Source organism: Mycobacterium gordonae, assembly GCF_017086405.1.
GTDB lineage: Bacteria > Actinomycetota > Actinomycetes > Mycobacteriales > Mycobacteriaceae > Mycobacterium > Mycobacterium gordonae_D.
Window position 1 is genome coordinate 3,889,468 of record NZ_CP070973.1, and the last position, 24,620, is coordinate 3,914,087.

Sequence of the window (24,620 nt, forward strand, 5' to 3'; positions counted from 1 at the left end):
GCCGAAACTCAGCCGGATTCGGTCCGACTCGTCAGAATCGCCAGGGCCAGCGCGGTGATCTCGTCGGCGACTCCCGCGTAGCGGGTGAGATGCCAAGTGCGGGAAACATCTTCGATCAGGGTGATCGCGGCCGCGATCAGCAGCCGCGCCTCGATGGTCGTCGTCGCCGGGTTCAGCGCGGTGATCAGGTCGGCCCAGACCGATTCGCGGTCGGCCTTGTTCCTCAAGTAGCTGTCGCGCACTTCCGCCGAGGCGTGCGGCAATTCGGTCACGCAAACCGCCACCAGGTCGGGCGCGTCCAGGCTGAGCCTGACGTGCCCCTCCACGAGACACCGCAACCGTTGCGCCGCTTCGGAATCCGCACGTATCGCGCGGATGCACTCGAGGCTGTGCCATTCATCGAGGCGGCGCAGCAGCGCGTCCAGGATCGCCTGCTTGGAGGAGAAGGAACGGTAGAGCCCGGGACCTGCAATACCCGCACCCCTTGCGATCTCACTTGTGCTGACAGCCGGGTAGCCCTTAGCGCGAAACAGCCGCGCACCGGTTGCCAGCAAGGTCTCGTAGCGCGAGAAAAGCACGTCGGCGCTGTTGTCGTCGGCGGCCCGGTCAAGAGGCGCCAATTCGCTCACGGGCGCAGTCCGCGCCGCGGCCATCGAAGCTTGAGACAGACACCTTTCCAGCTCGTCGGTCGGAAGGGTGAGATTGTGCCCGCCCAACCCGGTGAGCGTGCTCGACACCGCCCATGCTCGCAGCTCGGCATGCTGGGGGCCGAGACCAGGCACCTCCAAAAGTACGTTGTCCCTTATGCCCGCGACGATGGCGTTGATGCGGCGCCGGACCTCCGCGCGGTCGTCTTCGTTGAGATAACGCGCCTCGCGCTGCCACAGCACCATCAAGGAGCGGGATTCGACGGCGGCCGCGATGAGGTTGGGCAGTTCGAGGTGCAGCGGTCGAGGTTCGGGCTCTGCCTGTCCGTCGGTGAGACGACGGGCACTCTGGTACTGATCCTGCCCGGCTCTGATCACCTCAGCGAGCAGCGCCTGTTTGTTGTCGTAGTGGCGGTACAGCGCACGCGCGGTGACTCCCGCAGCCTCGGCGATGTCCTCCAGCTTGACCGAATGGAAGCCACGCTCGATGAAGAGCCCGACGGCCTGCTCGAGAATCTGCTGCTTCCGGTCTTTCGGCCGGCGCTTAACGGGTGGAAGCGACGTCTGCGTCAACTCGCCCCCCTCCTTGCGCTATGGAGCCACACAATTGGCCAACTACCTACAGCTTCATACCGCTTTGTCTCTCGAAGTCTGCGAGGTCAAAGTAGTCGCTGAAGCGCGTGATCTTTCCATTCTTCACCTCGAACACGCCGGTGACCGGTAGCACCACCTTGCGGCCGTCGTTCATCGTGAAGTAGTCGACCCGCTCGACGAGCACCCGACCGGGCTCAGCAGCCAGCGTGACGATATCGAGCTTGGCATCGGCGAAGGCGTCCAGGAAGGCCTCGAAGATCCCCCGAATCCCGGCGATGCCCTCGATCGGCGCCACCGGCACATTGTGGTAGACCGCATCGTCGGCGAAACCACTGCAGATAGTGTCGAGGCTGCGCGCTTCCCAGGACCCGAGGAATTCACGGACGACCTGCTCGCTGGCTTCTTTGGTGTCGGTCATCCGAATCGCTCCTCCTCGCGCCGCGCCGCGCTCACCGTGATCAACATCATCGAACTGTTAAGATACATCAAACGGCGTAAATCGGCTATTACATCGGAGTTTACTTACGAGTTGGGTTGCAATATTACATATCGCTCATGGACATAATCACGAGTGTGCGCGACGGATGAGCGCGGTCGAAGTACGTGCGATCGACAGCGGACGCCGCGACGGCCACGCCGTGGTGCTGTCGAACTCGCTGGGAGCGACACACCGTATGTGGGACGCCCAGATCGGCGCCCTCGAACGTCACTTTCGGGTGTTGCGTTATGACACCCGCGGCCACGGCGCCTCACCAGTACCCGACGGTCCCTATTGCATCGAAGCCCTCACCGACGACGTCGTCGCGCTGCTCGATCGCTTCCGCATCGAACGCGCCCATCTCGTCGGCTTGTCGCTCGGCGGCATGACCGCACTGAATCTGGCAGCGCGAAACCCTGAACGCGTCAATCGAATTGTCGTGCTGTGCACCGCGGTGCAGCTTGCACCCGCTAGCGCATGGACCCAGCGAGCTGCCCTGGTGCGCGCGCAGGGGACCGGCGCGGTGGCGCCGTCGGTCGTGCAGCGCTGGTTCACCCGCGACTATCTGCGAGCTCACCCCGCGGTTGCCGCCGCGCACGAAAGCATGGTTGCGGCAACGCCTGCCGAAGGATATGCGGCCTGCTGCGAAGCGATCTCCGCGGTCGACCTGCGGGCAGCGCTGTCGAGCGTCAGAGCGCCGACGCTGGCCGTCGCCGGCGCCGACGACCCGGCCACCCCGCCTGCCAGACTCGAGGAGATCGTCGCCGGGCTCGGCGACTCGCGGCTACTGGTCCTCAACCGCGCCGCGCATCTGGCCAATGCCGAACGACCCACCGAGGTTTCGGCGGCCATCGTCGACCATCTGCAACACCGATGACCGTCAGCGCCGCAGCGCCGCCAACTCCGACCTCGACCGCACCCCCAGCTTCGCGTAGACACGGCTCAGGTGGTACTGGACGGTCTTGGGGGAGACGTACAACTCGGCAGCCACTTCGCGATTCGACAGCCCCCTGGCCACCAACACCGTCACCGCCTCCTCCTGCGGAGTAAGTTCGGCGCTGTCCCGCAGGTCCCGAGGTTGATGGAGTCCGCCGGCTTTCAGTTCGCGATCGCACCGGGCGACGTCGATGACGGCTCCCAGCGCGGCAAAATGCTCGCGCGCGGTGCCGATCACGGCGTCGGCGGCGCGGCGCTTGCCCGCCCGCCGAAGGGTCTGCCCGTAGGCCAAATTCACCCGCGCAGCGTCGTAGCGCAGCGCCAGCCCATCGAGCAGCGTCAAAGACACCTCGAAAACGTCTCGGGCTCCGGCGATGTCGCCGAGCGCACCGAGTAACCGGCCTCGGGCACAACCCAGCCGGGCCTGCGAACTGCGGTGCCTGCGTGTCCGCGCGCGCTGTTCATGGGGCCGCAAGAAAGCGTCGGCGGCCTCCAGTTCGCCGTTGAGCACCAAGGCATTTGCGAACGTGTCGGCCCAAGGCCAGTAACCCGGCTCCTGCAGTGAGGTGCCCACGGCGATCTGGTTCAGCGGCTCCAGCACCCGACGGGCAGTGTCGTAATCGGTCTGCACTTCCGCGATCTGAGCGCGCAGCAGCAGTGTCGGAATACGCATCATCTCGTACTCACCACGGTTCGCCGAGGCGGTACGCGCCGCCGACTCCGCCGCCGCCCAATCCCCGCGCAAGGCGGCGATCTGGCCGGCCGTCCACTCCAATAGCGGTGTCGTCAAAACGATCCCACTCGACCGGGCCAGCGCGCGGCCCTGCGCGACGCTGCCGAGGGCGTTGTCCCACTCGCCCATCACGAATTGCGCCCGGGCTAACCACGACCACGCCCACAACGTGATTCGCGTCGAGCCGCCGAGGGGGGCGGACGCCACAGCACTCTCGAGGCTCGATCGTGCCCCCTCGATGTCGTCGCACATCAACTGCACCCAACCGCGGCCCATCACCACCCGTTGTGCCTGCGCCCCATGGCGCACCCGTGTCCTCAGGTCCTCGTAGGCGGTGACCGCCCGCTCCGGGTGGCCGGCGGCGAGGAGGCCGAGACCGCGGATCGCGGCGGCCTCGACTCCCGCCGAAGAATCGCGGCCGGCCAAGCGGACCGCCCGATCAGCCCACTCCACCACCTGATCACCCTGACAGTGCACGAGTGCGTGCAGCACGTGCCGCTGGGCGATGAACGCGGCCGTTTCGGGCTCGCGATCTATGTCGACGATGTCCCACGCCCGCTGCAGTCTCAGTTCCGCCTCGGTCGCCCTGCCCCGCAGGATCGCCAGGTAAGCCAAAACCGCATTGCGCAGAGGTGTTTCGCGCAGGCTTTGGACCGCAGGCACGAGTGTGCCGGCACCGACGCAATCCCCGGCAGCCACCAAGGCGTCGACCGAATGCACGAGGCGGCGATCGCGTAGCAGCGGGTCGGCGGTCAGGCGGCTCGCATCGCGGAACAGGATGGCGGCCAGCCCCCAGGCGCCGTCCGCGCCGCATTCGCGGGCAAGCGCGTCGACCTCGTCGGCCAGCACGGGATCGGGCAGCGGCGTGGCCGCGACGCGATGTCGCAACCGTGCAGCAGGCTCGGTGACGATGTCGGCCGCGCGCTGATGGGCGTTGGCGACCGCCTGCGGTCCGGCCAGATCGAGCACCGCGGCGCGGGTGAGACCGTCACGCAGCCGGGGCAGCAGGGGGTCGCCCGCCGTGAGCAGTCCTGCGCGGGTGGCCGCTTCCACCGCTGCGAGGGGCTGACCGAGGTCCGCCAACCGCGCGGCATCGGCCAGAGTCGCCCGCTCGTCAAGCACAGCCAGCGCGAGAGCCAGTGTTCGCCCATCGGATTCGGCTTCGTTCAACTGCCCGGCCACCCGCCTCGTCACCTGCCTGGGTGCGGGCAGCTCCGCGTCCAGCTGTGCCCACCTCTCCGGCGGCAGCTCGTCGAGCAGGGCGCGGATATGCCCAGGGTTCCCGTTGGTGTGGCGGGTCAGCCGGTCGACCATTGAGGGGTGCAGGATTCGGCCGTATGCGGACGCCAGGTCGTTGACATCAGTCGGGGAGAACCCCGCCAGTCGAAGCTCGCCGCCCGCCAGGTCCGGCACCGACAATGCATCGCCGTCGCTGATCACCACGATGAGCAAGGGCAGGTCCCGGTGGTGTCGGGTCAGTGTCGAAAGTGCCTGCAGGGAGAGCACATCGGCGTGCTGGGCATCGTCGATGACGAGCAGGGTCGGACCTTGGCCGGCCAGGTCGCGCACCAGTGCGGCGGCCGCGGCCACGGGGTCGGAAGGTGGGGATGTCTGGGAGAGCTGGGCCAGCACACCCCCTGCCAGTGATTTCTCCCAGGCGGTCGCGGCGGCCCACCGGCTGTTTCGCTGCCGATCGGCGAACCGGCGCAGTAGCGCGGTCTTGCCGACACCTGGCTGACCCGTCACCGCGATGACCTCGAGGCCGTCGGTTCCGCGGGCCGTCAAGCGCCGGGACAGATCGTCGGACTCGCTTGCGCGGCCGACGAACGCGACGGGCGCGACGGTCACGTCCATCATCGTATGTGTTGCTGGTCTGACCGCTCCGGTCGTGGCGTCATTGCGGCCAGCCGATGTCTCCACCCGCGACGGGCAGGACGGTGCCGGTGATGTAGGAAGCTTCGTCGGACGCCACGAAGCAGATCGCCGCGGCCTGTTCGTCCAGGGTTGCGTACCGCTTCAGCAGTGACGAAGCGATCGTCTGCTCGATGTGGGCGTCGAACCAGGCTTGCTCGGCGGCGTTCGCCGGTGCCGGCGTGCCGCGCGCGATCCGCCGCGGCGGCGCCGTCGTGCCGCCGGGCGCGGTGGCCACCACCCGGACGCCCGCGTCGGCGTATTCCATGGCCAACGATGCGGTGAGCGCGTTGACTCCGCCCTTGGCGGCCGAATACGGAATCCGGTGGATGCCCCGGGTGGCGGCGGACGAGACGTTGACGATGACGCCGCGTCGGCGCTCGACCATCGTGGGCAGCACGGCGCGGCATGCATGCAAGGTCGTCATCAGCGATCGGTCGACCTCGGCGCGGATCTCGGCGGCGCTGAACTCGGTGAACGGTTTGAAGTTGATCGCCCCGCCGACGTTGTTGACCAGGACGTCGATCCGACCGAAGGCCCGAATAGCCTGGTGCGCCAGCGCTTGAGCATCCTCGTAGCGCTCGAGGTCCGTCATCACAGAGGCCACCGGGCGGGTGACCGCAGTCAACTCGCTGGCGACTTCGGTGACCAATTCGGACCGATCGGCCAGCACCAGTGCGCCGCCTTCGGCATGGATCCGCCGCGCGGTGCGCTCGCCGATGCCTTGCGCCGCGCCGGTGACGACGACGACCTTGCCGGCAAAGCGGCCCGGGGTGAGGAACGGCTGTTGGCTCACGGCCGCCTCGGCCGGAACACCAATTGACCGGCGATGCACCGGGCCCTCGACTCGTACAGGTGCGGATCGTCGCGGTCGAGTGCACTGGACGGCGGCAGCGCCGGCGTGAACTTCTCGTAATAGAAGTCCGGTGGCGCGCCGTGTGCGGTCGTGACATATGCACGCACCGCCTCCACCATCGGCGGGGGACCACAGAGGTAGATGGCGACGTCGCCGCCGTCGAGATGCCGGGGTGTAATCAGACTGGTGACGAGGCCGCGGTCGGGTCCCTTGTTCGGTGCGGTGCTGGCCGGATCGTACACGCAGTAGTCCCACGTGAACGTCGATAACGCCGAAGCGATTTCGCCGATCTCGTCCAGGCCGACGAGGTCGTCGTCGGTGCTCACGCCGTAAATGAGATGTGTTCTGCGCGCGTCGCCGGTGGCGCCCATGGTGCGCAACATCGCCAGGATCGGCGCCAGGCCGGTGCCGCCGGCCAGCAGGAGCACTGAGCGGCCACTCTCCCGCAGGAAGAAGCAACCGTGTGGACCGGTGAAGCAGATGGTGTCACCGATACCGGCACGATGCGTCAGGTACTCCGACATCGCTCCGCCGGGCGTCAGCTTCACCAGAAAGGTGAGTCGGTGGTCTCGACGTGAGTTGGAGAACGAGTAACACCGCGTCTGATCGGTGCCCGGTACCGCGATATTCACGTACTGGCCCGGCAGGAACGCCAGTTCGTCGCGGTTGGGTATGTCGATCCCGAGCTTGACCGTGGTGGCCGACATCGGTTCCAGCCGGACCAGGGTCCCGGCGTAGGTGGTGGCCGCCGTCTTGGCGGATCCGGACGTGCCGGCTATCAGCATCACGAGATCGGACCGGGGCCGCATTCGGCACGGCAGGACGTAGCCGGCGGCGGCTTCGGCACGCGACAACGCGTCTTCGAGGTAGTTGCCGCCGTCGTAGCTGCCGTTGGTGCACAAAGCTTTACAGGTCCCGCAGGCGCCGTCGCGGCAGTCCAGTGGAATGTTGATCCGCTGCTGGTAGGAGGCGTCAGCCACCGTCTGATCGGTTCGGCAGGTGATGAACCGGGTGACACCGTCTTCGAACGAGAGCGCCACCGAGAAAGCGGGTGCTGACACCGCGGTCACCTCAGACGTGGTAGATGTCCACCACATGGTGGATGTAGTCGTTTTTGAGCACCACCGTCTTGCGCCGAATGACCGGGTTCGTTCCGGAGAAGTCTATGGAACAGAAGGAGGTCCCGTAGTAGACGTCCACTGTCTTGTAGCGGAAATACATGGTGTGCCAGTTGAATCGGACATCGACGAGCGGTCCCCGACGCTCGATGACTTCCACATTGGTGATGTTGTGACTGGTGCGTGGTTCAGGTATCGACGTGGCCGAGGACCGCTCGGTGCGGATGCGGAAGACCCGGTCGGTCAACCCCCCTTTGTTCGGGTAGTAGATCAGCGAGATGTCCCGTTGCGGGTCGTCCACCAGTTGATCGTCGTCTGTCCAGGCGGGCATCCAGTACACGACGTCCTCGGCGTAGCAGTCCAGCCATTTCTCGAATTCGCGGTCGTCGAGATAGCGAGCCTCGCGGTAGAGGAACTGCTCGATGGCGTTCTGCGTGATCAGGGTGGACGCCTCTGATGTGGAGCGCGCTGTCGTCATGGAGACCGCTCCAGTTCCTTGTCGAGGGCTCTGCGCATCGATTCCAGCCAGAAACCATGCTGGACGGGGTAGAGGCCTTCGTCTTCGTTCGTGATCCCGGCCGAGATGACACCATGCATGGCGAGGGAGGTGGCTACCTCGTCCGGGCCGCGCAGCCAGTGCGCCGCACCACGGCTCAGGTCGTTCCACTCGGCGGCCCGGGCGCGGAATGTCAGCTGGCAGGAACGAAACTCCTCCAGGTCGTCCGGTGTGGCCATGCCCGACGCGTTGAAGAAGTCTTCGTATTGACGGATGCGGTGCGCCCGTGCGGCCGCGGCTTCTCCCTTCGGCGCGATGCAGTAGATCGTCACCTCGGTCCGATCCGGCGCGATCGGGCGGAAATGCCGGATCTGGGTCGAAAACTGGTCCATCACATAAACGTTCGGATACAGGCAGAGGTTGCGTGAGCCCTTGACCATGAACTCGCCTCTGGCGTCGCCGAAGGTGGCCTTGAGGGTGTCGAGGCTGTCCCACAGTGGCCGGTCCTGGGGGTTGGCGGCCCAGGTCCACAGACACAGGTGGCCGTGCGGAAACGACCAGTAGCCGCCGCCGGACTTGCCCCAGCTGCCCGCGTCGAGCGTCTTGGTGTCGTTCGTAGACTGTCCGACGGTGCGCCGGCTGGTGGTAGCGGCATAGTTCCAATGGGTCGCGGTCACGTGGTAGCCGTCGGCTCCGTTCTCGGCCTGCACTTTCCAATTGCCGTCGTAGACGTAGGTCGACGAGCCGCGCAGCACCTCCAATCCGTCCGGGGACTGGTCGACCAGCATGTCGATCACCTTGGCGGCGTCGCCCAGATGCTCGGCAAGGCCGACAACGTCGGGACTCAGGCTGGCGAAAAGGAATCCGCGGTAATCGTCGAATCGCGCGACGCTGGTCATGTCGTGCGAACCGCCGACGTTGAACGTCGGTGGATAGCCGGCATCGTCGGGGTCCTTGACCTTGAGCAGCGTTCCGTCGTTGCGAAACGTCCATCCGTGGAACGGGCAGGTCAGCGTCATCCGGTTGTCCGTCTTGCGGCGACAGATCATCGCGCCGCGATGTGCGCAGGCGTTGATCAGACAATGCAGCCGGCCGTCCTTGTCGCGGGTGATGACGACCGGCTGACGACCGATGTGGGTGGTGAAGTAGTCGCCGGGGTCGGGAATCTGACTGTCGTGGGCAAGATAGACCCAGTTGCCTTCGAAGATGTATTTCATCTCCAGCTCGAAAACGTCTTCGTCGGTGAAGATTCGGCGGTTGACGCGGAACACCCCAGCCCCGGGATCATCGACGACCGCATCGGCCAGGACGGAGGCCACCTGCATCACGGAGCGGCTCGCGGACATGGTCTGCACCATCGCATCGGGTAGCCGCGGTCACACTGGGCGTTTGGCTAGTCCTGACTAGGCCATTGATCGACGGATATTGACGACGAATATCCGGCTGCCTATGTCTTTGTCATGGACAAATCCGGCGCCTACCGTCGACGGACCGGGACTGAGCGGTGAAAATCACTGCCGTTGAGGCGATCCCGTTCACGATCCCCTATGTCAAACCGGTGAAGTTCGCCTCGGGACAGGTGCGGACCGCCGAGCACGTGCTGGTCCGGATACACACCGACGAAGGCGTCGTAGGCGTGGCAGAGGCGCCGCCGCGCCCCTACACCTACGGCGAGACGCAAGACGGGATCCTCGCGGTCGTCCGGGGTGTTTTCGCGCCCCAGATCCTGGGACTGACGCTGACCGAACGCGAGGTCATCACCGACCGGCTCGCACGCACCGTGGGCAACCCGACGGCGAAAGCGGCGATCGACATGGCGGCCTGGGACGCACTGGGGCGGAGCGTCGGCCTACCGGTGAGCGCGCTGCTGGGCGGATTCACCGACCGGATGCGGGTCAGCCACCTACTCGGGTTCGACACGCCCTCGGCGACGGTGGCCGAGGCGGAGCGCATGGTCGACGAATACGGCATCACCACCTTCAAGGTGAAGGTCGGACGCAGACCGGTCGCCGTGGATACCGCCGTGGTGCGAGCGCTGCGCGAACGCTTCGGCGACACCGTTGCACTCTACGTCGACGGCAACCGGGGATGGACGGCCTCGGAATCGCTGCGCGCGATGAAGGAGATGGCCGACCTGGACCTGCTCTTCGCCGAAGAGCTGTGCCCGGCCGACGATGTGTTGGGCCGACGATGGCTGCTGCAGCACATCGACGTGCCCTTCATCGCCGACGAATCGGTTCCCACGCCGGCCGACGTGACCCGCGAGGTACTGGGTGGGTCGGCGACCGCTATCAGTATCAAGACGGCCCGCACGGGTTTCACCGGCTCCCAACGTGTTCATCACCTCGCCGAAGGACTGGGCCTCGAGGTGGTGATCGGCAACCAGTTCGACGGTCAGCTCGGCACGGCATGCGCCGTGAGCTTCGGCGCCGCGTTCGAGCTGACCTCACGACGGGCCGGTGAACTGTCCAACTTCTTAGACATGTCCGACGACCTGCTCGTCGCACCCTTGTGCATCCGAGACGGCGAGCTGCATCTGCCGGCAGGGCCGGGCCTGGGCGTCGATATCGATCCGGACAAGCTCGACCGCTACCGCACGGACCGATGAGTGCTACCGCGCAGAAAGGTGCCGGAGGAAATGATCACCGTTGAGGAACCGACCGCGGCCGCGTCGGGCGCATCGGCAACGGAGCGATTTCGCACCGACAAGTCACCCTTCGCGGCAGTCGCGGACACACCGAAGGATCGGGTGAGCGAGCTGGCGCGCGAGGCACTTTCCGCGCTGCACGACACCATCCGCCGACACCGGGTGACCTACGCCGAGTATGACGCCCTCAAGGCGTGGCTGATCGACGTCGGGTCCGATGGCGAATGGCCGCTGTTCCTGGACGTCTGGATCGAGCATGTCGTCGAGGAGGTCGCCACCGAACATCGCAGCGGCAGCAAGGGCACCATCGAGGGCCCCTACTATGTGCCGGGCTCTCCCAAATGCGGTGCGCGCGGAGCTATCCCGATGCGCGAGGATGAGCAGGGCACCCCGGTGCACTGGACAGGAAGAATCAGCTCCGTCGACGGCACCCCGTTGCAGGGCGACATCGAACTGTGGCACGCCGATGCCGACGGCCGGTACTCCCGGTTCGCGCCGAACCTGCCCGAGTGGAACCTGCGAGGGACCTTTACCGCCGATCCGGACGGGACATTCGAGATCACCACCATCCGGCCCGCTCCGTATCAGATCCCGACCGACGGATCCTGCGGGAAGTTGATCGCCGCCGCGGGTTGGCACGCCTGGCGCCCGGCGCATCTGCACGTGATGGTTTCGGCCGTCGGCCATCAGCGGCTGACGACGCAGCTGTACTTCCCCGACGATCCGCACAACGGCGACGACATCGCCTCCGCCGTCAAGCCGGAGCTGATGCTCGAGCCCCAGGCCCAGGCCGACGGTTCGCAGAGAGTTGTCTACGACTTCGTCCTCGACCCCGAGAAGGTCTGAGGATCAGTGCTTTTCCACATACGCATGGATGTGCACCTGCCGCACAACCTCGACCCGCAGCGGCGGGCAGCCCTGGTGGAGCGGGAGAAGGAGTACTCCCAGCAGCTGCAGCGGGCAGGCAAGTGGCCACACCTCTGGCGCATCGTCGGCGAATACGCCAATTACTCCATCTTCGATGTCGAATCGGCTGACGAACTGCATCAACTGCTGTCCAGCTTGCCGCTCTTTCCCTTCCTGAACATTGAGGTGACGCCGCTGGCGACACACCCATCGGCGATATCGCTCACGCGTTGACTGTCAACCTAATTCGGAAACTGTCGCGAGGCGCACGTAGGCCGAGGCCGCCTCCGCACGGTTCGTCGCATGCAGCTTCCGCAACACTCGCTTGACGTGTGACTTCACCGTGCCCGAGGAGATCACCAGTTCGTCGGCAATCTGCTGGTTCGTCCGGCCGGCCGCCATCAGCCGCAGCACCTCGATCTCACGGCGGGTCAGAACGGTCATCACCTTCGTCTCCACCTCGGCCAGTGACCTTGCGGCAGGACCACGTTCGACGGGCTCGATCTTGCGCAGATCCAGGTCGGCGTCCTGCAGGGCGCGGGCGGCCTCGTCTGCGGAAGCCAGGGCGCGCCGCACCTCCGCGTGCTGGCGGCGCATCCGCTCCACCAGCACCGTGCGTTCATAGGCGTAACCGAAGCCCTCGGCGAAAGCCCAGACCGTGTCGCGATCGATCTCGTCAACCACCCGACCGGAGTGCAGCCGGTCGGCGTGCAGGAAGCCGATGACCTTCCCGGTGGGCATGACCGGCGCGGCCACGTAGGAATGGGTGAGCGAGAAATCGATGATCGGACGGTTGACGCGCGGGTCGGTGCGGGCGTCCCGCACGATGGCGGGCGCGTGCCGGCGAATCATCTCCGTTTCCAACAACATATGGTCCAGCGGCGGTGCCACCGACTGGGCAAAGGCAACCATCTTCTCCGCGCCGGCACGGTCGTCACCGAAATATGCGGACTCCATCACCATCCGGCCCTCGTGGACGCGGAACAGCACGGCGCGGTCGAATCCGCACGACTCGACCAGTTCTCGCGGTGCCCGGTCGACGATCGCCGCGACATCCTCGACGGCGCGCAGCTTGCTCAGGCCTTCCTGGACCTGAAGCAGGGCAAAGGTGCGCCGCTTGGCGCCGTCCTCGAGCAGGTCGCGTTCCAGCGAGGACAGGTCCAGCACCGCCTCGAGCGCGTTGAGCGCACGCACGTCGCCGAGAGACTCCAGGGCGGCTCGCACGACGGCCGCCTTGGCGTCGATGGCCTCGGCCACCACCGCCATCGGGTCGTCAGTCGGATCCACCGCGCATCCCTGAAAGGCTTCCCGGTACTGGCGTGCGGCGTTGGTTTCTCTGACCGGACGGGATGCCCAACCTGGGTGGTCTCCGTCGGCCAAGGTCGCGAACGAGGCGGGATCGGGCGTATCGCTGACAACCATCACCTGCTCACTGTCCTCCCAGGGCTACCGCAGTGCGGCGGAAAATCCAAATTGCTCTCGTCTGGGGGCAGGAGTCCTCCCCATCGGGGGATCGCTTTGCTGCCGGCACGGGTCCAGGGTGGTCGACATGTCATCTGCGACCGTCTCGAACACCGACTCCGCGCCTGAAACCCGCGAAGCCAGCGAAGCCCTGCAGTTGCTCACAACTCCTGAAGGCATCGCCAACCCCTATCCGCTCTATGACCGGCTCAGGGGATTCTCACCGGTTGCGGGATATCGGGATTGGCCGCCGGGGACCGTGCCCGGCGCCGACGAACCCGTCACCGCGTGGGCGCTGTTCAGTTACGACCAGGTATTCCAGGCCGCACGCGACAGCGCCACCTTCTCGTCGCGGGATCCGCTGCAGGAGGCCTCGTCCGCACCGAGCCTGATGCTGGTCAATACCGATCCACCCCAGCACGAAGTGGAACGAAAGCTGGTCAGCCAGGCGTTCTCTCCACGCCGCGTGAAGCGACTGGAGGCCTGGCTCACGGAGCTGGTCCCGCGCCTGCTGGCCGACCTTGACGAGGCTTCCCACGGCGGCGCCGCCGAGGTCATGGAGTTCGCCGCCGAGATCCCCACCCGGGCCATGGTGCGACTCCTGGGGTTACCGGACGGCGACCACGTGCGGTTCCGGCGCTGGGCCAACGCATTCATGCTGTCGTCGTCGCTGACCCCACAAGAACGCATCGCCAGCAACGAGGAGATGGTGGCGGCCTTCGCGGCGCGGTTGGCCGAGCGCACCGAACATCTGGCCGAAGAAGGAGCCGGATGCCCGAGCAGTCAGGACGTCGAGGACGCGGAGGACCTGATCGCCGCGCTGCTACGCGCCGAGGTGGACGGGCAGCGGCTCACCCCGGCGGAGATCGTCCGGTTCTGCGTCACACTCGTGGTCGCCGGCAGCGAAACGACGACGTTCCTGATCGGCAATCTGCTGCACGCGCTGGCGCGCGAACCCGAGCTCACCGCGCGGATTCGCGCCGACCGCACGCTACTGAATCTGTTCGTGGAAGAAGAGCTTCGGCTCGACGGGCCGCCGCAGCGGCTCTTCCGCATTGCGACCCGCGACGTCGAGGTGGCCGGCAAGCTGATTCGCAAAGGCGACTGGGTGGCGCTGTTCTTCGGCTCGGCGAATCGCGATCCCGCAGTGTTTCCTGACCCCGGACGCCTCGACATCGACCGTCCCAACATCCGCCAGCAACTCTCCCTCGGACACGGCGTGCACTTCTGCCTCGGCGCGTCGTTGGCGCGGCTGGAGGTCTTGGCGGTGCTCAACGCCGTCTTGGACCGCTATCAGCGGATCGCGCTCACCGATGATCCGGGCACAAAGCAGACCGCGAGCCTGCTGACTCACGCTTATGTCCGCCTGCCCCTTCATCTTTCATGAACGAGTCACGCAACATCGCCGCGACCGAGGCGATCTACCGGGCAGTGCCGCTGGGTGATATGCCCACCGTGTTGGCACATCTGGATTCCGACGTGCGCATCAGCTATTACGGCACCGCGAGGATCCCGTATGCCGGCGACTACCACGGCATCGAGGAGGCGATCACGTTCCTCGACAAGGTGGGACAAGCGATCGAGATCATCGAGATGGCGCCGTGGAAGTTCATCGCGCAGGGTGACGATCTGGCGACCTGGGGCCGGCAGCGTTTCCGCCGCCGTACCACCGGTCACGAGTGGGAGACAGAATTCGCGCACATCATCACGCTGCGCGAGGGCCGCTGGCTGTACTTTCGCGATTTCGCGAATTCCGCGCTCGCCCTCGAGGCTTTCAGCGCATGAGAGTCACGGCCAACCGCGAGATCTGCATGTCCGCCGGCATCTGCGTGATGACGGCCGATGCGGTGTTCAGCCAGGACGCCGACGGCATCGTCGTCGTGGCCTCTCCGGACGTGCGCGCGGGAGAGGAGCGCCGGGCGCGCAACGCCGTCACCCTGTGCCCCTCGGGGGCGCTGCAACTGGTGCCGTGACGCGGCCGCCCGCCACGCCGCAGCCTGGCCAGTACCGTCACGAATCGACCATACTAGCTAGATACATCATCACACATAAGTGGCTATTTGCATCGATATTTACGTCATCGACACGTGTAGTTTTGCGTATCGTCTATGGACATGATGGTGTCGCCCCGCGTACCCTCGCGGATGTCACCCATCCACTTCGACTTGTCCCGGGGGCCAGCGTGACCTACCGCACGCGACGACAGAGAGTCGTTGTCAGGTGGTGCGCGGCGACATGGTGATTGCGGTCGGCCGAGCAGCCACACCGGTCCGCGCGATCGGCGACTTCTTCGCGATGTCACTGGACACCTTCATGGCCATGGTCCGGCCCCCGTTCGCCTGGCGGGAGTACCTGTTGCAGTGCTGGTTCGTCGCTCGGGTGTCCACGCTCCCAGGAATTTTGATGACCATTCCGTGGGCGGTGATTTCGGGTTTCCTCTTCAATGTCCTCCTGACCGACATCGGCGCCGCCGATTTCTCCGGCACCGGTTGCGCGATCTTCACCGTGGATCAGAGCGCTCCCATCGTGACGGTGCTGGTTGTCGCCGGCGCGGGATCCACTGCCATGTGCGCCGATCTCGGTGCGCGAACCATCCGTGAGGAACTCGACGCGCTGCGGGTGATGGGCATCAATCCCATTCAGGCGCTTGCGGTTCCGCGGGTCTTGGCGGCCACCACCATCTCGCTGGCCCTGAGTTCGATCGTGACCGCGACCGGTCTGATCGGTGCCTTCTTCTGCTCGGTGTTCCTGATGCATGTCTCGGCCGGCGCCTGGGTCAGCGGTCTGACCACGCTGACCCACACGATCGACGTCGTCATCTCGATGATCAAAGCGACACTGTTCGGTCTGATGGCAGGATTGATCGCCTGCTACAAAGGCATGTCGGTCGGCGGGGGTCCCGCCGGTGTCGGTCGCGCCGTCAACGAGACGGTGGTGTTCGCTTTCATCGTCCTGTTCGTCATCAACATCATCGTCACCGCCGTCGGCATGCCGTTCATGGTGTCATGAGGTGAAGCCATGACGATGACGCAAAGCGTTGCTGCCGAATGGAATCGGCTGGGATCCCAGATGCGGTTCTACGTCAGCACACTGACCGGTATTCCCGATGCGGTGCTGCACTACCGCGGCGAACTGCTCCGCGTGATCGCCCAGATGGGTTTGGGCGTGGGCACTCTCGCGGTAATCGGCGGAACGGTCGTCATCGTCGGGTTCCTGGCCATGACCACCGGTGCGATCGTTGCGGTGCAGGGCTACAACCAATTCGCCTCGGTCGGGGTAGAGGCGCTGACCGGGTTTGCGTCCGCATTCTTCAACACCCGGGAGATCCAGCCGGGAACCGTGATGGTCGCACTGGCGGCCACGGTGGGCGCCGGGGCCACCGCGCAACTCGGAGCGATGCGGATCAACGAGGAAATCGACGCCCTGGAGGTGATCGGCATCCGCAGCGTCAGCTATCTGGCGAGCACCCGGGTACTGGCGGGAGTGATCGTCGCCGTGCCGCTGTTCTGCGTCGGGTTGATGACGGCCTATCTGGCCGCCCGGTTGGGCACCACCGCGGTCTACGGGCAGGGTTCCGGTGTCTACGACCACTACTTCAACACCTTCCTGCGGCCTACTGACGTGCTCTGGTCGTCGTTCGAGGTCGTCGTCGTGGCCCTGGTGATCATGCTGGTGTGCACCTATTACGGCTACAACGCGCACGGCGGGCCGGCCGGGGTGGGCGAGGCCGTCGGGCGCGCGGTGCGGGCCTCGATGGTCATCGCATCGATCGCCATCGTCATCATGACGCTCGCCATCTACGGCCAGTCCCCGAACTTCCACCTGGCGAGCTAGTCGACATGAGCAGTGGTCCAGGTCGGCACCGTCTGCACGACGGGTGGTGGACGCTGATCCTGTTGGCCACCATCGGCATCGTCGTGGTCGTGACGGCGGTGTCCTTCGACGGAACACTGCGCTCGTATGTACCGGTCACGTTGACCGCGGACCGCTCCGGGCTGGTCATGGACACCGACGCCAAGGTCATGATGCGCGGCGTGCAAATAGGCCGGGTCAGCCATATCGCCGATGACCGGTCGGGGACCCGGCTGGCGCTGCAGCTTGACCCTGATCAAATGCGCTACATCCCAGCCAATGTCGAGGCGCAGATCAGCGCCACCACCGCATTCGGCGCAAAGTTCGTTGAGCTGGTGGTACCGCAGCAGCCGAGTCGCGCGCGACTGGCGGCCGGGGCGGTTGTGCACTCGAAGAACGTGAGTACCGAGATCAACACCGTCTTCGAGAACGTGGTCAGCCTGCTCAACGTGATCGACCCGCTCAAACTCAACGCGGTGCTGACCGCGGTGGCCGACGCCTTACGAGGCCAGGGCGAACGGATCGGCAGGGCCACCACCGATCTCAACGAAGTGTTGACGGCGCTCAACGCCCGTAGCGAGACCATTCGCCGGGACTGGAAGTCCTTACGAAGTTTCTCCGACACCTACAACGCGGCCGCCCAGGACATCTTGACCATCATGGATGCCGCGAGCACCACCAGCACCACGGTGGTCGGCCACGCCAAAGAGCTGGATTCGTTGCTACTCAGCGTCATTGGCCTGTCCAGCTCCGGCACCACCCTGCTGGGCGGTAGTAGAGACAACCTCGCCGCATCGGTCAATCTGCTGGAGCCGACGACCCGGCTGCTGGGCAAATACAGCCCCGAGTACACCTGCTTCCTGCAGGGTGTCACGTGGTATCTCAACAACGGCGGCTACGAGGCGTGGGGTGGTGGTGACGGCCGCACCCTCCAACTCGACGTCGCCTTGCTGCTGGGCAATGATCCGTATGCATACCCGGACAACCTGCCGTTGGTCGCCGCCAAGGGCGGTCCCGGCGGCAGGCCCGGGTGCGGGTCACTACCCGACGCCAGCAAGAACTTCCCGGTACGCGAAGTAGTCACCAATACCGGATGGGGCACCGGCATCGACATCCGGCCCAATCCCGGTCTCGGACATCCTTGTTGGGCCGACTACTTCCCGGTGACCCGCGCCGTACCCGAGCCGCCGTCGATCCGGCAATGCCTCCCCGGCCCGGCCATCGGTCCCAACCCGGGTGGCCCGCCTTACGGGGCGGCGCTCTACGGCCCTGGGGGTGTGCCGCTCTGGCCAGGGGTGCCACCGGCAGAACCGGGCCCGCCATGATCAACCGAGTAAGCACCAAAGCAGGGGAAACACCATGCGGGACAATCTAAGAGGGGTCATCCTGCGCCTCGGTGTCTTCCTGACAATCTGCGTGCTGACCGCCTTCGTGCTGGTCGCCGTCTTCGGTGAGGTGCGGTTCGCAGCCGGCAAGACCTACTACGCCGAGTTCACCAACGTCTCAAACCTGCGGCAGGGCAAACTCGTTCGCATCGCCGGCGTCGAGGTCGGCAAGGTCACCAAGATCTCCATCAACCCCGATGCGACCGTGCGTGTCGAATTCACCGCCGAGGATTCGGTCACCCTCACCGAAGGCACCCAAGCCGTCATCCGCTACGACAACCTGTTCGGAGACCGCTACCTGGCCCTGGAGGAAGGACCCGGCGGTCTGGCCGCACTTCGTCCCGGCCAGACGATTCCGTTGGCGCGCACCAAGCCGGCCCTGGATCTGGATGCCCTGATCGGCGGCTTCAAACCGCTGTTCCGGGCGCTGAATCCCGATCAGGTCAACGCGCTGAGCGAACAACTACTACAAGCGTTCCAGGGGCAGGGGCCCACCATCGACTCTTTCCTGGACCAGGCCGCGGTCCTGACCAACACGCTGGCCGACCGCGATCAGCTGATCGGGCAGGTCGTCGACAACCTCAACGTCGTGTTGGGTTCGCTTGGCGGCCAGAGCGATCGGCTCGACCAGGCAGTGCTCTCCCTGTCGCAGCTGGTGCACGGACTGGCCGAACGCAAGACCGACATCTCCAATGCGGTGGCCTACACTAACGCCGCGGCCGGATCGATCGCCGACCTGCTGTCACAGGCCCGCAAGCCGTTCACCAAAGTCGTGCAGGAGACGGATCGGGTCGCCGGTATAGCGCTGGCCGACCACGACTATCTCGACAATCTGCTGAACACCCTGCCGGACCGGTACCAGGCACTGGTGCGCCAAGGCATGTACGGCGACTTCTTCGCCTTCTATCTGTGCGACATCGTGCTCAAGGTCAACGGCAAAGGGGGACAACCCGTCTACGTCAAGGTGGCCGGCCAGCCTACGGGACGGTGCGCGCCAAAATGAGAAGCTTCGCCGAACGCAATCGGCTCGTCATCGGCGCGGTGGGCATTGTCGGCGTGACCGCAGCGGTGGTGGGCGCCTTGGAGTACCAGCGTTTGCCGTTCTTCGATCACGGCAGGACGGTCTCCGCCTACTTCGCGGACGCGGGAGGGCTACGGACCGACAACACCGTAGAGGTGTCCGGCTACCCGGTGGGCAGGGTGTCCAGCATCGAGCTGGACGGGCCCGGCGTCCTGGTCACGTTCAATATTGAGGACGACATCCGGCTGGGCGAGCGCACCGAGGTGGCGATCAAGACCAAGGGTCTGCTGGGCAGCAAGTTCCTCGATGTGCTGCCCCGCGGCGACGGCCGGCTCACCGGTCCGATCCCCATCGAGCGGACCATGTCGCCCTACCAATTGCCGGATGCACTGGGAGATTTGGCCACCACGATCAGCGGGCTGAACACCAGCCAGCTGTCCGCCTCGCTGGACATGCTGTCGAAGACCTTCGCCGACACACCGACGGATTTCCGGAACGCTGTCAAGGGAGTGGCCCGACTCGCGCAGACTCTCGACGAGCGGGACGCCCAGCTGCGCGGCCTGCTCGACAATGCCGCCAAAGCCACCGCAGTACTGGCCAAGCGCACCGACCAGATCGTGGATCTGGTGCGCGACACGAACGCGGTGCTCACACAGTTGCGGACCCAAAGTGCGGCGCTGGATCAGATCTGGACGAACATGTCCGCGGTGTCGAAGCAATTGCAGGCTTTTATCGCCGAGAACCGGCAGCAATTGCGGCCGGCACTGGACAAGCTCAACGGGGTGCTGGCCATCGTCGAGAACCGCAAAGAACGCCTGCAGCAGGCGATTCCCTTGCTGAACTCCTACGTGATGTCACTGGGTGAATCACTGTCCTCGGGTCCGTTCTTCAAGGCTTATGTGGTCAATCTCCTACCGGGCCAGTTTGTTCAGCCGTTCATCAGCGCCGCCTTCTCCGACCTCGGTTTGGATCCGGCCACCCTGCTGCCGTCGCAACTGACCGACCCTCCGACCGGTCAGCCCGGAACCCCGGCGTTGCCGGTCCCGTACCCGCGAACCGGGCAGGGCGGCGAACCACGGTTGACTGTGCCCGACGCCATCACCGGCAACCCCGGTGACCCGCGGTATCCGTACCGTCCGGAGCCGCCGGCCCCGCCGCCCGGCGGTCCGCCTCCCGGCCCACCAGCGCAGCAGCCGGCGGGAGGTACTCCGTGACAACGAAACTGCGGCGGGCCCGCTCGGTGCTGGCGACCACCCTCGCCCTGACGTTCGTCGCAGGTGTGATCGTGGCGATGCGGACTGCGGGGGAGCCCGGGCGATCGGTCGTGGTCGCCTATTTCGACAACAGCAGCGGCCTGTTCGCAGGAGACGACATCCGCATCCGCGGCGTGCCGGTGGGCAAGATCGTCAAGATCGAACCACAACCGCTGCGCTCCAAGATCACGTTCTGGTTCGACCCCCGGCACAAGGTCCCGGCGGATGCGAAGGCGGCGATCCTGTCGCCACAATTGGTGACCGGCCGGGCGATTCAGTTGACGCCGCCGTACACCGGCGGGCCCACCATGGCCGACGGCGCGGTCATCCCGCAGGACCGTACCGCGGTGCCGGTCGAGTGGGACGACCTGCGGATCCAACTGCAGCGGCTCACCGAATTGCTCAAACCCACTCGGCCCGGGGGCGTCAGCACGTTGGGCGCACTCATCAACACCGCGGCGGACAACCTCCGGGGCCAGGGTGCCACCATCCGCGACACCATCATCAAACTCTCTCAGGCGGTTTCCGCCCTGGGCGATCACAGCAACGACATTTTCGCCACCCTGAAGAACCTGTCGACCTTGGTGACGGCGCTGCACGACAGTGCGGACCTGCTCGAGCGCCTCAACCAGAACCTGGCCTCGGTCTCGTCCCTGTTGGCCGACGATCCCCACAAAGTCGCCGCGGCGGCCGAGGACCTCAACGCCGTCGTGGCCGACGTCCGGAGCTTCACGGCGGACAACCGCGAGGCCATCGGCACTGCCTCGGACAAACTCTCGTCGATCACCCAGATGCTGGTGGCCAGCCTCGACGACATCAAGCAGACACTGCACATCAGCCCCACCGTGTTGCAGAACTTCAACAACATCTTCGAGCCGGCCAATGGATCGCTGACCGGCGCACTGGCCGGATCCAACATGGCCAATCCCATCGCGTTCCTGTGCGGGGCGATTCAGGCGGCCTCACGGCTGGGGGGCGAACAGGCGGCGAAACTCTGCGCTCAGTACATGGCGCCGATCGTCAAGAACCGGCAGTACAACTTTCCGCCACTGGGGGAAAACCTTTTCGTGGGTGCGCAGGCCAGACCCAACGAGATCACCTACAGCGAGGACTGGATGCGCCCTGACTTCGTGCCACCTGGCGCCCCGGTGCATCCCGACCCCGCGGCCGGCCTGCCGGGACTGCTGCTGCCCCCCGGCGGTGGCTCGTGAAACGGCTCGTGGCCTTGGTGGCAGCCTTCACGGTCGTGGCCGGAGTCTCCGGTTGCGGCTGGCACGGACTGAACTCACTGCCACTGCCCGGCACCGAAGGCAACGGCCCCGGCTCCTACTTGGTGTCGGCCCAACTGCCCGACGTCAACAACATTCAGGCGAATTCGCGGGTTCGGGTAGCAGACGTGACGGTCGGCCACGTAACCAAGATCGAACGCCAAGGCTGGCACGCGTTGGTGACCATGCAGCTCAACGGTGACGTCCGTCTGCCCGCAAACGCGACAGCCAAGATCGGCACCACCAGCCTGCTGGGCTCGTACCACATCGAGCTGGCACCACCGAAAACCGAGGCGCCACAGGGGAAGTTGAGCGCCGGATCAGTCATTCCGCTGTCCCGTGGCGGCGCCTATCCGAGCACCGAGCAGACGCTGGCCGCGCTGTCGCTGGTGCTCAACGGCGGCGGGCTGGGCCAGATCCAGGACATCACCGAGGCATTGAGTACTGCGTTCCGCGGTCGCGAACACGACGTGCGGAGCTTGATCGGGCAGCTGGACAGGTTCTCCGCCTACCTCAACGACCAGTCAGACGACATCATCGGCGCCACCGAGAGTTTGAACCGGCTTGTCGCTAAGTTCGCCGCCCAGCAACCGATATTGGACCGGGCACTGGCCACCATCCCCGACGCACTGACGGTCCTCAACGAGGAGCGCGGCAAGCTCGTCGAGGCTGCTGACCAGTTGAGTAAGTTCAGCGCCCTGACCGCAGACGCGGTCAACACGACCAAAGCGAGCCTGGTCAGCGAATTATCGCAACTGGGGCCGGTTTTGGAGTCGCTGGCCAACGCCGGTCCGAGCCTGACCCGGTCGCTGTCCCTGCTGGGCACCTTCCCGTTCCCAAACGAGACGTTCCAGAACTTCCAGCGCGGCGATTACGCCAATCTGACGGCGATCGTCGACCTCACCCTCAGCCGGATCGACCAGGGAATCTTCACTGGCACCCGGTGGGAGTGCCATCTGACACAGCTCGAGCTGCAATGGGGTCGCACCATCGGCCAATTCCCCAGCCCATGTACCGGAGGCTTCCGAGGCACGCCCGGCAACCCGCTGACAGCCCCTTATCACTTTGAGCAGGGACCCTGAATGCTGCACCTACCGCGACGAATCATCATCCAACTGGCCGTCTTTGGCGTGATCTCGCTGAGCGTGCTGGCCGTGACATTCCTGCACTTCGTCAAACTGCCGGCCATGTTGTTCGGCGTCGGGCGGTACACGGTGACGATGCAGCTACCGGAGTCCGGGGGCTTGTACGGCACCGGCAACGTCACCTACCGCGGCTTCGAAGTGGGCCGGGTGGAGGCCGTGCGGCTCACCGATGCCGGGGTGGAAGCAGTGCTGTCGCTGAAATCGGGCATCGATATCCCGTCCGACCTCAAAGCGGAGGTGCACAGCCACACCGCGATCGGCGAATCGTATGTCGAGCTGCTTCCGCGCAACGCCACCTCACCGCCGCTGAAAGACGGTGACGTCATCACGTTGGCCAACACCTCGGTGCCGCCTGACATCAACGGCCTACTCAGCGCCGCGAACTCCGCGATAGCGGCGATCCCGCGGGACAACCTGCAAACCGTCGTCGACGAGTCATACACCGCCGTAGGGGGTCTGGGTCCCGAACTGTCCCGGCTGGTTACCGGTTCAACGACCCTGGCGAGCGACGCCCGCACGAATCTCGACCCGATGCTGGCGCTGATCGACCGCGCGCCGCGGGTGCTCGAATCCCAGACCCACACCTCGGAGGCGATTGCGGACTGGGCGTCACAGCTGGCCGCGGTCACCGCGGATTTGCAGGCGCACGACGGAGCCCTCGCCGGAGTCATCGACCACGGTGGTCCGGCACTTCAAGAAGTACGACAGTTGATTGATCGCGTACAACCGACCCTGCCGATCCTGTTGGCCAACCTGGTCAGCATCGGCCAGGTGGCGCTCACCTACCAGAACGACATCGAACAACTGCTCGTCGTCTTCCCGCGATCGATCGAGGCCGAACAGGCGGGGATACTGGCCAATCTGAATACCAAGCAGGCATATCGGGGGCAGTATCTGAGCTTCAACCTGAACCTGAACCTGCCGCCACCGTGCACCACCGGCTTCCTTCCGGCTCAGCAGCAGCGGGTCCCGACATTCGAGGACTACCCGGGCCGGCCGGCCGGCGACCTGTACTGCCGGGTGCCACAGGACTCGATGCTCAATGTGCGAGGTGCACGGAACATTCCATGCGAGACGGTGCCTAGCAAGCGGGCACCCACGGTAAAGCTCTGCGAAAGCAGCGAGCAGTACGTGCCGCTCAACGACGGCTTCAACTGGAAAGGCGACCCCAACGCCACATTGTCCGGCCAGGGAATCCCCCAGTTACCGCCCGCGGCTGCACCCGTGCCCCCGCCGATCGCCGCCGCCGAGTACGACCCCGCCACCGGCACGTACACCGGGCCGGACGGACGCCAGTACACCCGGTCCGATCTGGCTCAACCCGCTCCGAAGGACAAGACATGGCAATCGATGCTGCTGCCGCCGGGCAGCTGAGGCCCGAATCCGTTGCGGCTGAGGACACCGTTGCGGCCCCACGCCCGCGACGTTCGATTTCGGCCCAAGGATGGGCAACGGTGTTCGGCGTGGTCGCACTGGTGGGTTTGGCGACGCTGACGTCTTGGCTCGGATTCCGGGTCCACCAGTCGCAACAGGCGCAGTCGCAACGCGCTCAGTTCCTCCAGGTGGCCAGGCAGGGTGCGCTTAACCTGACGACCATCGACTGGCACCATGCCGAAGCTGACGTGCACCGGGTCCTCGACGGGGCAACGGGCGAGTTCTACAACGACTTCGCCAGGCGATCAGGCCCATTCATCGAGGTGCTGCAACAGGCCAAGGCCAGCACGGTCGGAACCGTCACCGAAGCGGGGTTGGAGTCGCAGACCGCTGATTCGGCGCAGGCGCTGGTGGAGGTGTCGGTGCAGACATCCAATGCGGGCGAACCCGAACCGGTTCCGCGCATCTGGCGAATGCGCATCGCAGTTGCCAGGATCGGTGATCACCTGAAGGTTTCCCACGTAGGATTCGTGGCGTGA

At 65.6% G+C, this 24,620-nt stretch carries 22 protein-coding genes and 1 pseudogene; 16 read left to right on the top strand and 7 right to left on the bottom strand.

The window, feature by feature from the left end:
- Positions 1-8: 8 nt before the first annotated feature.
- Together JX552_RS16455 and JX552_RS16460 are read right to left on the bottom strand one after the other, a co-directional pair.
- Positions 9-1,220, bottom strand: a complete 1,212-nt coding sequence (locus tag JX552_RS16455; RefSeq protein WP_205873129.1) for a TetR/AcrR family transcriptional regulator — start codon at positions 1,218-1,220, stop codon at positions 9-11.
- 46 nt (positions 1,221-1,266) lie between these two features.
- Positions 1,267-1,659 (bottom strand): limonene-1,2-epoxide hydrolase family protein, encoded by a 393-nt coding sequence (locus tag JX552_RS16460; RefSeq protein ID WP_205873130.1) that lies wholly within the window; start codon positions 1,657-1,659, stop codon positions 1,267-1,269.
- Between the two features lie 166 nt (positions 1,660-1,825).
- Here JX552_RS16460 and pcaD point away from each other — a divergent pair, with 166 nt between their 5' ends.
- On the top strand, positions 1,826-2,596 hold the full coding sequence (gene pcaD / locus JX552_RS16465; protein ID WP_205873131.1) for a 3-oxoadipate enol-lactonase: 771 nt from the start codon (positions 1,826-1,828) through the stop codon (positions 2,594-2,596).
- 3 nt (positions 2,597-2,599) lie between these two features.
- Here the strand turns inward: pcaD and JX552_RS16470 are convergent, their stop codons facing one another.
- The 4 genes and pseudogenes from JX552_RS16470 to JX552_RS16485 form a co-directional block, all read right to left on the bottom strand.
- A complete protein-coding gene (locus JX552_RS16470) occupies positions 2,600-5,242 on the bottom strand; it encodes a helix-turn-helix transcriptional regulator (RefSeq protein WP_205878489.1) in 2,643 nt (880 codons plus the stop codon).
- 52 nt (positions 5,243-5,294) lie between these two features.
- Positions 5,295-7,252: pseudogene (benD, locus tag JX552_RS33380) on the bottom strand (benzoate diol dehydrogenase BenD); the annotation flags it as partial.
- The gene (benB, locus tag JX552_RS16480; RefSeq protein WP_205873132.1) at positions 7,227-7,751 is read right to left on the bottom strand and encodes a benzoate 1,2-dioxygenase small subunit; all 525 of its coding nucleotides are present in this window, start codon (positions 7,749-7,751) and stop codon (positions 7,227-7,229) included. The gene benB and the pseudogene benD, both read right to left, overlap by 26 nt.
- A complete protein-coding gene (locus tag JX552_RS16485) occupies positions 7,748-9,115 on the bottom strand; it encodes a Rieske 2Fe-2S domain-containing protein (protein WP_205873133.1) in 1,368 nt (455 codons plus the stop codon). The genes benB and JX552_RS16485 overlap by 4 nt, the downstream gene beginning before the upstream one ends.
- A gap of 158 nt (positions 9,116-9,273) precedes the next feature.
- On the opposite strand from JX552_RS16485, the gene JX552_RS16490 reads away from it, so the two are divergent.
- The 3 genes from JX552_RS16490 to catC are packed head-to-tail and all read left to right on the top strand — an operon-like array spanning position 9,274 to position 11,556.
- Positions 9,274-10,377 (top strand): mandelate racemase/muconate lactonizing enzyme family protein, encoded by a 1,104-nt coding sequence (locus JX552_RS16490; RefSeq protein WP_205873134.1) that lies wholly within the window; start codon positions 9,274-9,276, stop codon positions 10,375-10,377.
- Between the two features lie 30 nt (positions 10,378-10,407).
- Positions 10,408-11,262, top strand: a complete 855-nt coding sequence (gene catA / locus JX552_RS16495; protein WP_205873135.1) for a catechol 1,2-dioxygenase — start codon at positions 10,408-10,410, stop codon at positions 11,260-11,262.
- A 6-nt stretch (positions 11,263-11,268) separates the two neighbouring features.
- Positions 11,269-11,556 carry a muconolactone Delta-isomerase gene (gene catC, locus JX552_RS16500; protein ID WP_205873136.1) on the top strand — a complete coding sequence of 96 codons (288 nt, stop codon included), beginning with the start codon at positions 11,269-11,271 and terminating at the stop codon, positions 11,554-11,556.
- A 3-nt stretch (positions 11,557-11,559) separates the two neighbouring features.
- On the opposite strand, the gene JX552_RS16505 is transcribed toward catC, so the two are convergent.
- Complete coding sequence (locus JX552_RS16505) at positions 11,560-12,744, bottom strand: LuxR C-terminal-related transcriptional regulator (RefSeq protein WP_205873137.1); 1,185 nt, start codon at positions 12,742-12,744, stop codon at positions 11,560-11,562.
- Between the two features lie 127 nt (positions 12,745-12,871).
- Between JX552_RS16505 and JX552_RS16510 the strand changes: the two genes are divergently transcribed.
- From JX552_RS16510 to JX552_RS16565, 12 genes are all read left to right on the top strand, one after another.
- The gene (locus JX552_RS16510) at positions 12,872-14,170 is read left to right on the top strand and encodes a cytochrome P450 (RefSeq protein ID WP_205873138.1); all 1,299 of its coding nucleotides are present in this window, start codon (positions 12,872-12,874) and stop codon (positions 14,168-14,170) included.
- On the top strand, positions 14,167-14,568 hold the full coding sequence (locus tag JX552_RS16515) for a nuclear transport factor 2 family protein (RefSeq protein WP_205873139.1): 402 nt from the start codon (positions 14,167-14,169) through the stop codon (positions 14,566-14,568). The genes JX552_RS16510 and JX552_RS16515 overlap by 4 nt, the downstream gene beginning before the upstream one ends.
- A complete protein-coding gene (locus JX552_RS16520; protein ID WP_205873140.1) occupies positions 14,565-14,756 on the top strand; it encodes a ferredoxin in 192 nt (63 codons plus the stop codon). Before JX552_RS16515 ends, JX552_RS16520 begins: the two co-directional genes overlap by 4 nt.
- Before the next feature lie 262 nt (positions 14,757-15,018).
- Positions 15,019-15,792 carry an MlaE family ABC transporter permease gene (locus tag JX552_RS16525; protein ID WP_205873141.1) on the top strand — a complete coding sequence of 258 codons (774 nt, stop codon included), beginning with the start codon at positions 15,019-15,021 and terminating at the stop codon, positions 15,790-15,792.
- Positions 15,793-15,801: 9 nt separating this feature from the next.
- Positions 15,802-16,617: an ABC transporter permease gene (locus tag JX552_RS16530; protein ID WP_205873142.1), complete on the top strand. Its 816-nt coding sequence runs from the start codon at positions 15,802-15,804 to the stop codon at positions 16,615-16,617.
- A 5-nt stretch (positions 16,618-16,622) separates the two neighbouring features.
- On the top strand, positions 16,623-17,960 hold the full coding sequence (locus tag JX552_RS16535; protein WP_205873143.1) for an MCE family protein: 1,338 nt from the start codon (positions 16,623-16,625) through the stop codon (positions 17,958-17,960).
- 34 nt (positions 17,961-17,994) lie between these two features.
- Positions 17,995-19,023: a virulence factor Mce family protein gene (locus JX552_RS16540; protein WP_205873144.1), complete on the top strand. Its 1,029-nt coding sequence runs from the start codon at positions 17,995-17,997 to the stop codon at positions 19,021-19,023.
- Positions 19,020-20,255, top strand: coding sequence for an MCE family protein (locus JX552_RS16545; protein ID WP_205873145.1), 1,236 nt, complete (start codon positions 19,020-19,022; stop codon positions 20,253-20,255). Before JX552_RS16540 ends, JX552_RS16545 begins: the two co-directional genes overlap by 4 nt.
- Positions 20,252-21,505, top strand: coding sequence for a virulence factor Mce family protein (locus JX552_RS16550; RefSeq protein ID WP_205873146.1), 1,254 nt, complete (start codon positions 20,252-20,254; stop codon positions 21,503-21,505). Before JX552_RS16545 ends, JX552_RS16550 begins: the two co-directional genes overlap by 4 nt.
- Positions 21,506-21,513: 8 nt before the next feature.
- Positions 21,514-22,644, top strand: coding sequence for a virulence factor Mce family protein (locus tag JX552_RS16555; RefSeq protein WP_205878490.1), 1,131 nt, complete (start codon positions 21,514-21,516; stop codon positions 22,642-22,644).
- Complete coding sequence (locus tag JX552_RS16560; RefSeq protein WP_205873147.1) at positions 22,645-24,081, top strand: MCE family protein; 1,437 nt, start codon at positions 22,645-22,647, stop codon at positions 24,079-24,081.
- Complete coding sequence (locus JX552_RS16565) at positions 24,048-24,620, top strand: mammalian cell entry protein (protein ID WP_241010589.1); 573 nt, start codon at positions 24,048-24,050, stop codon at positions 24,618-24,620. Before JX552_RS16560 ends, JX552_RS16565 begins: the two co-directional genes overlap by 34 nt.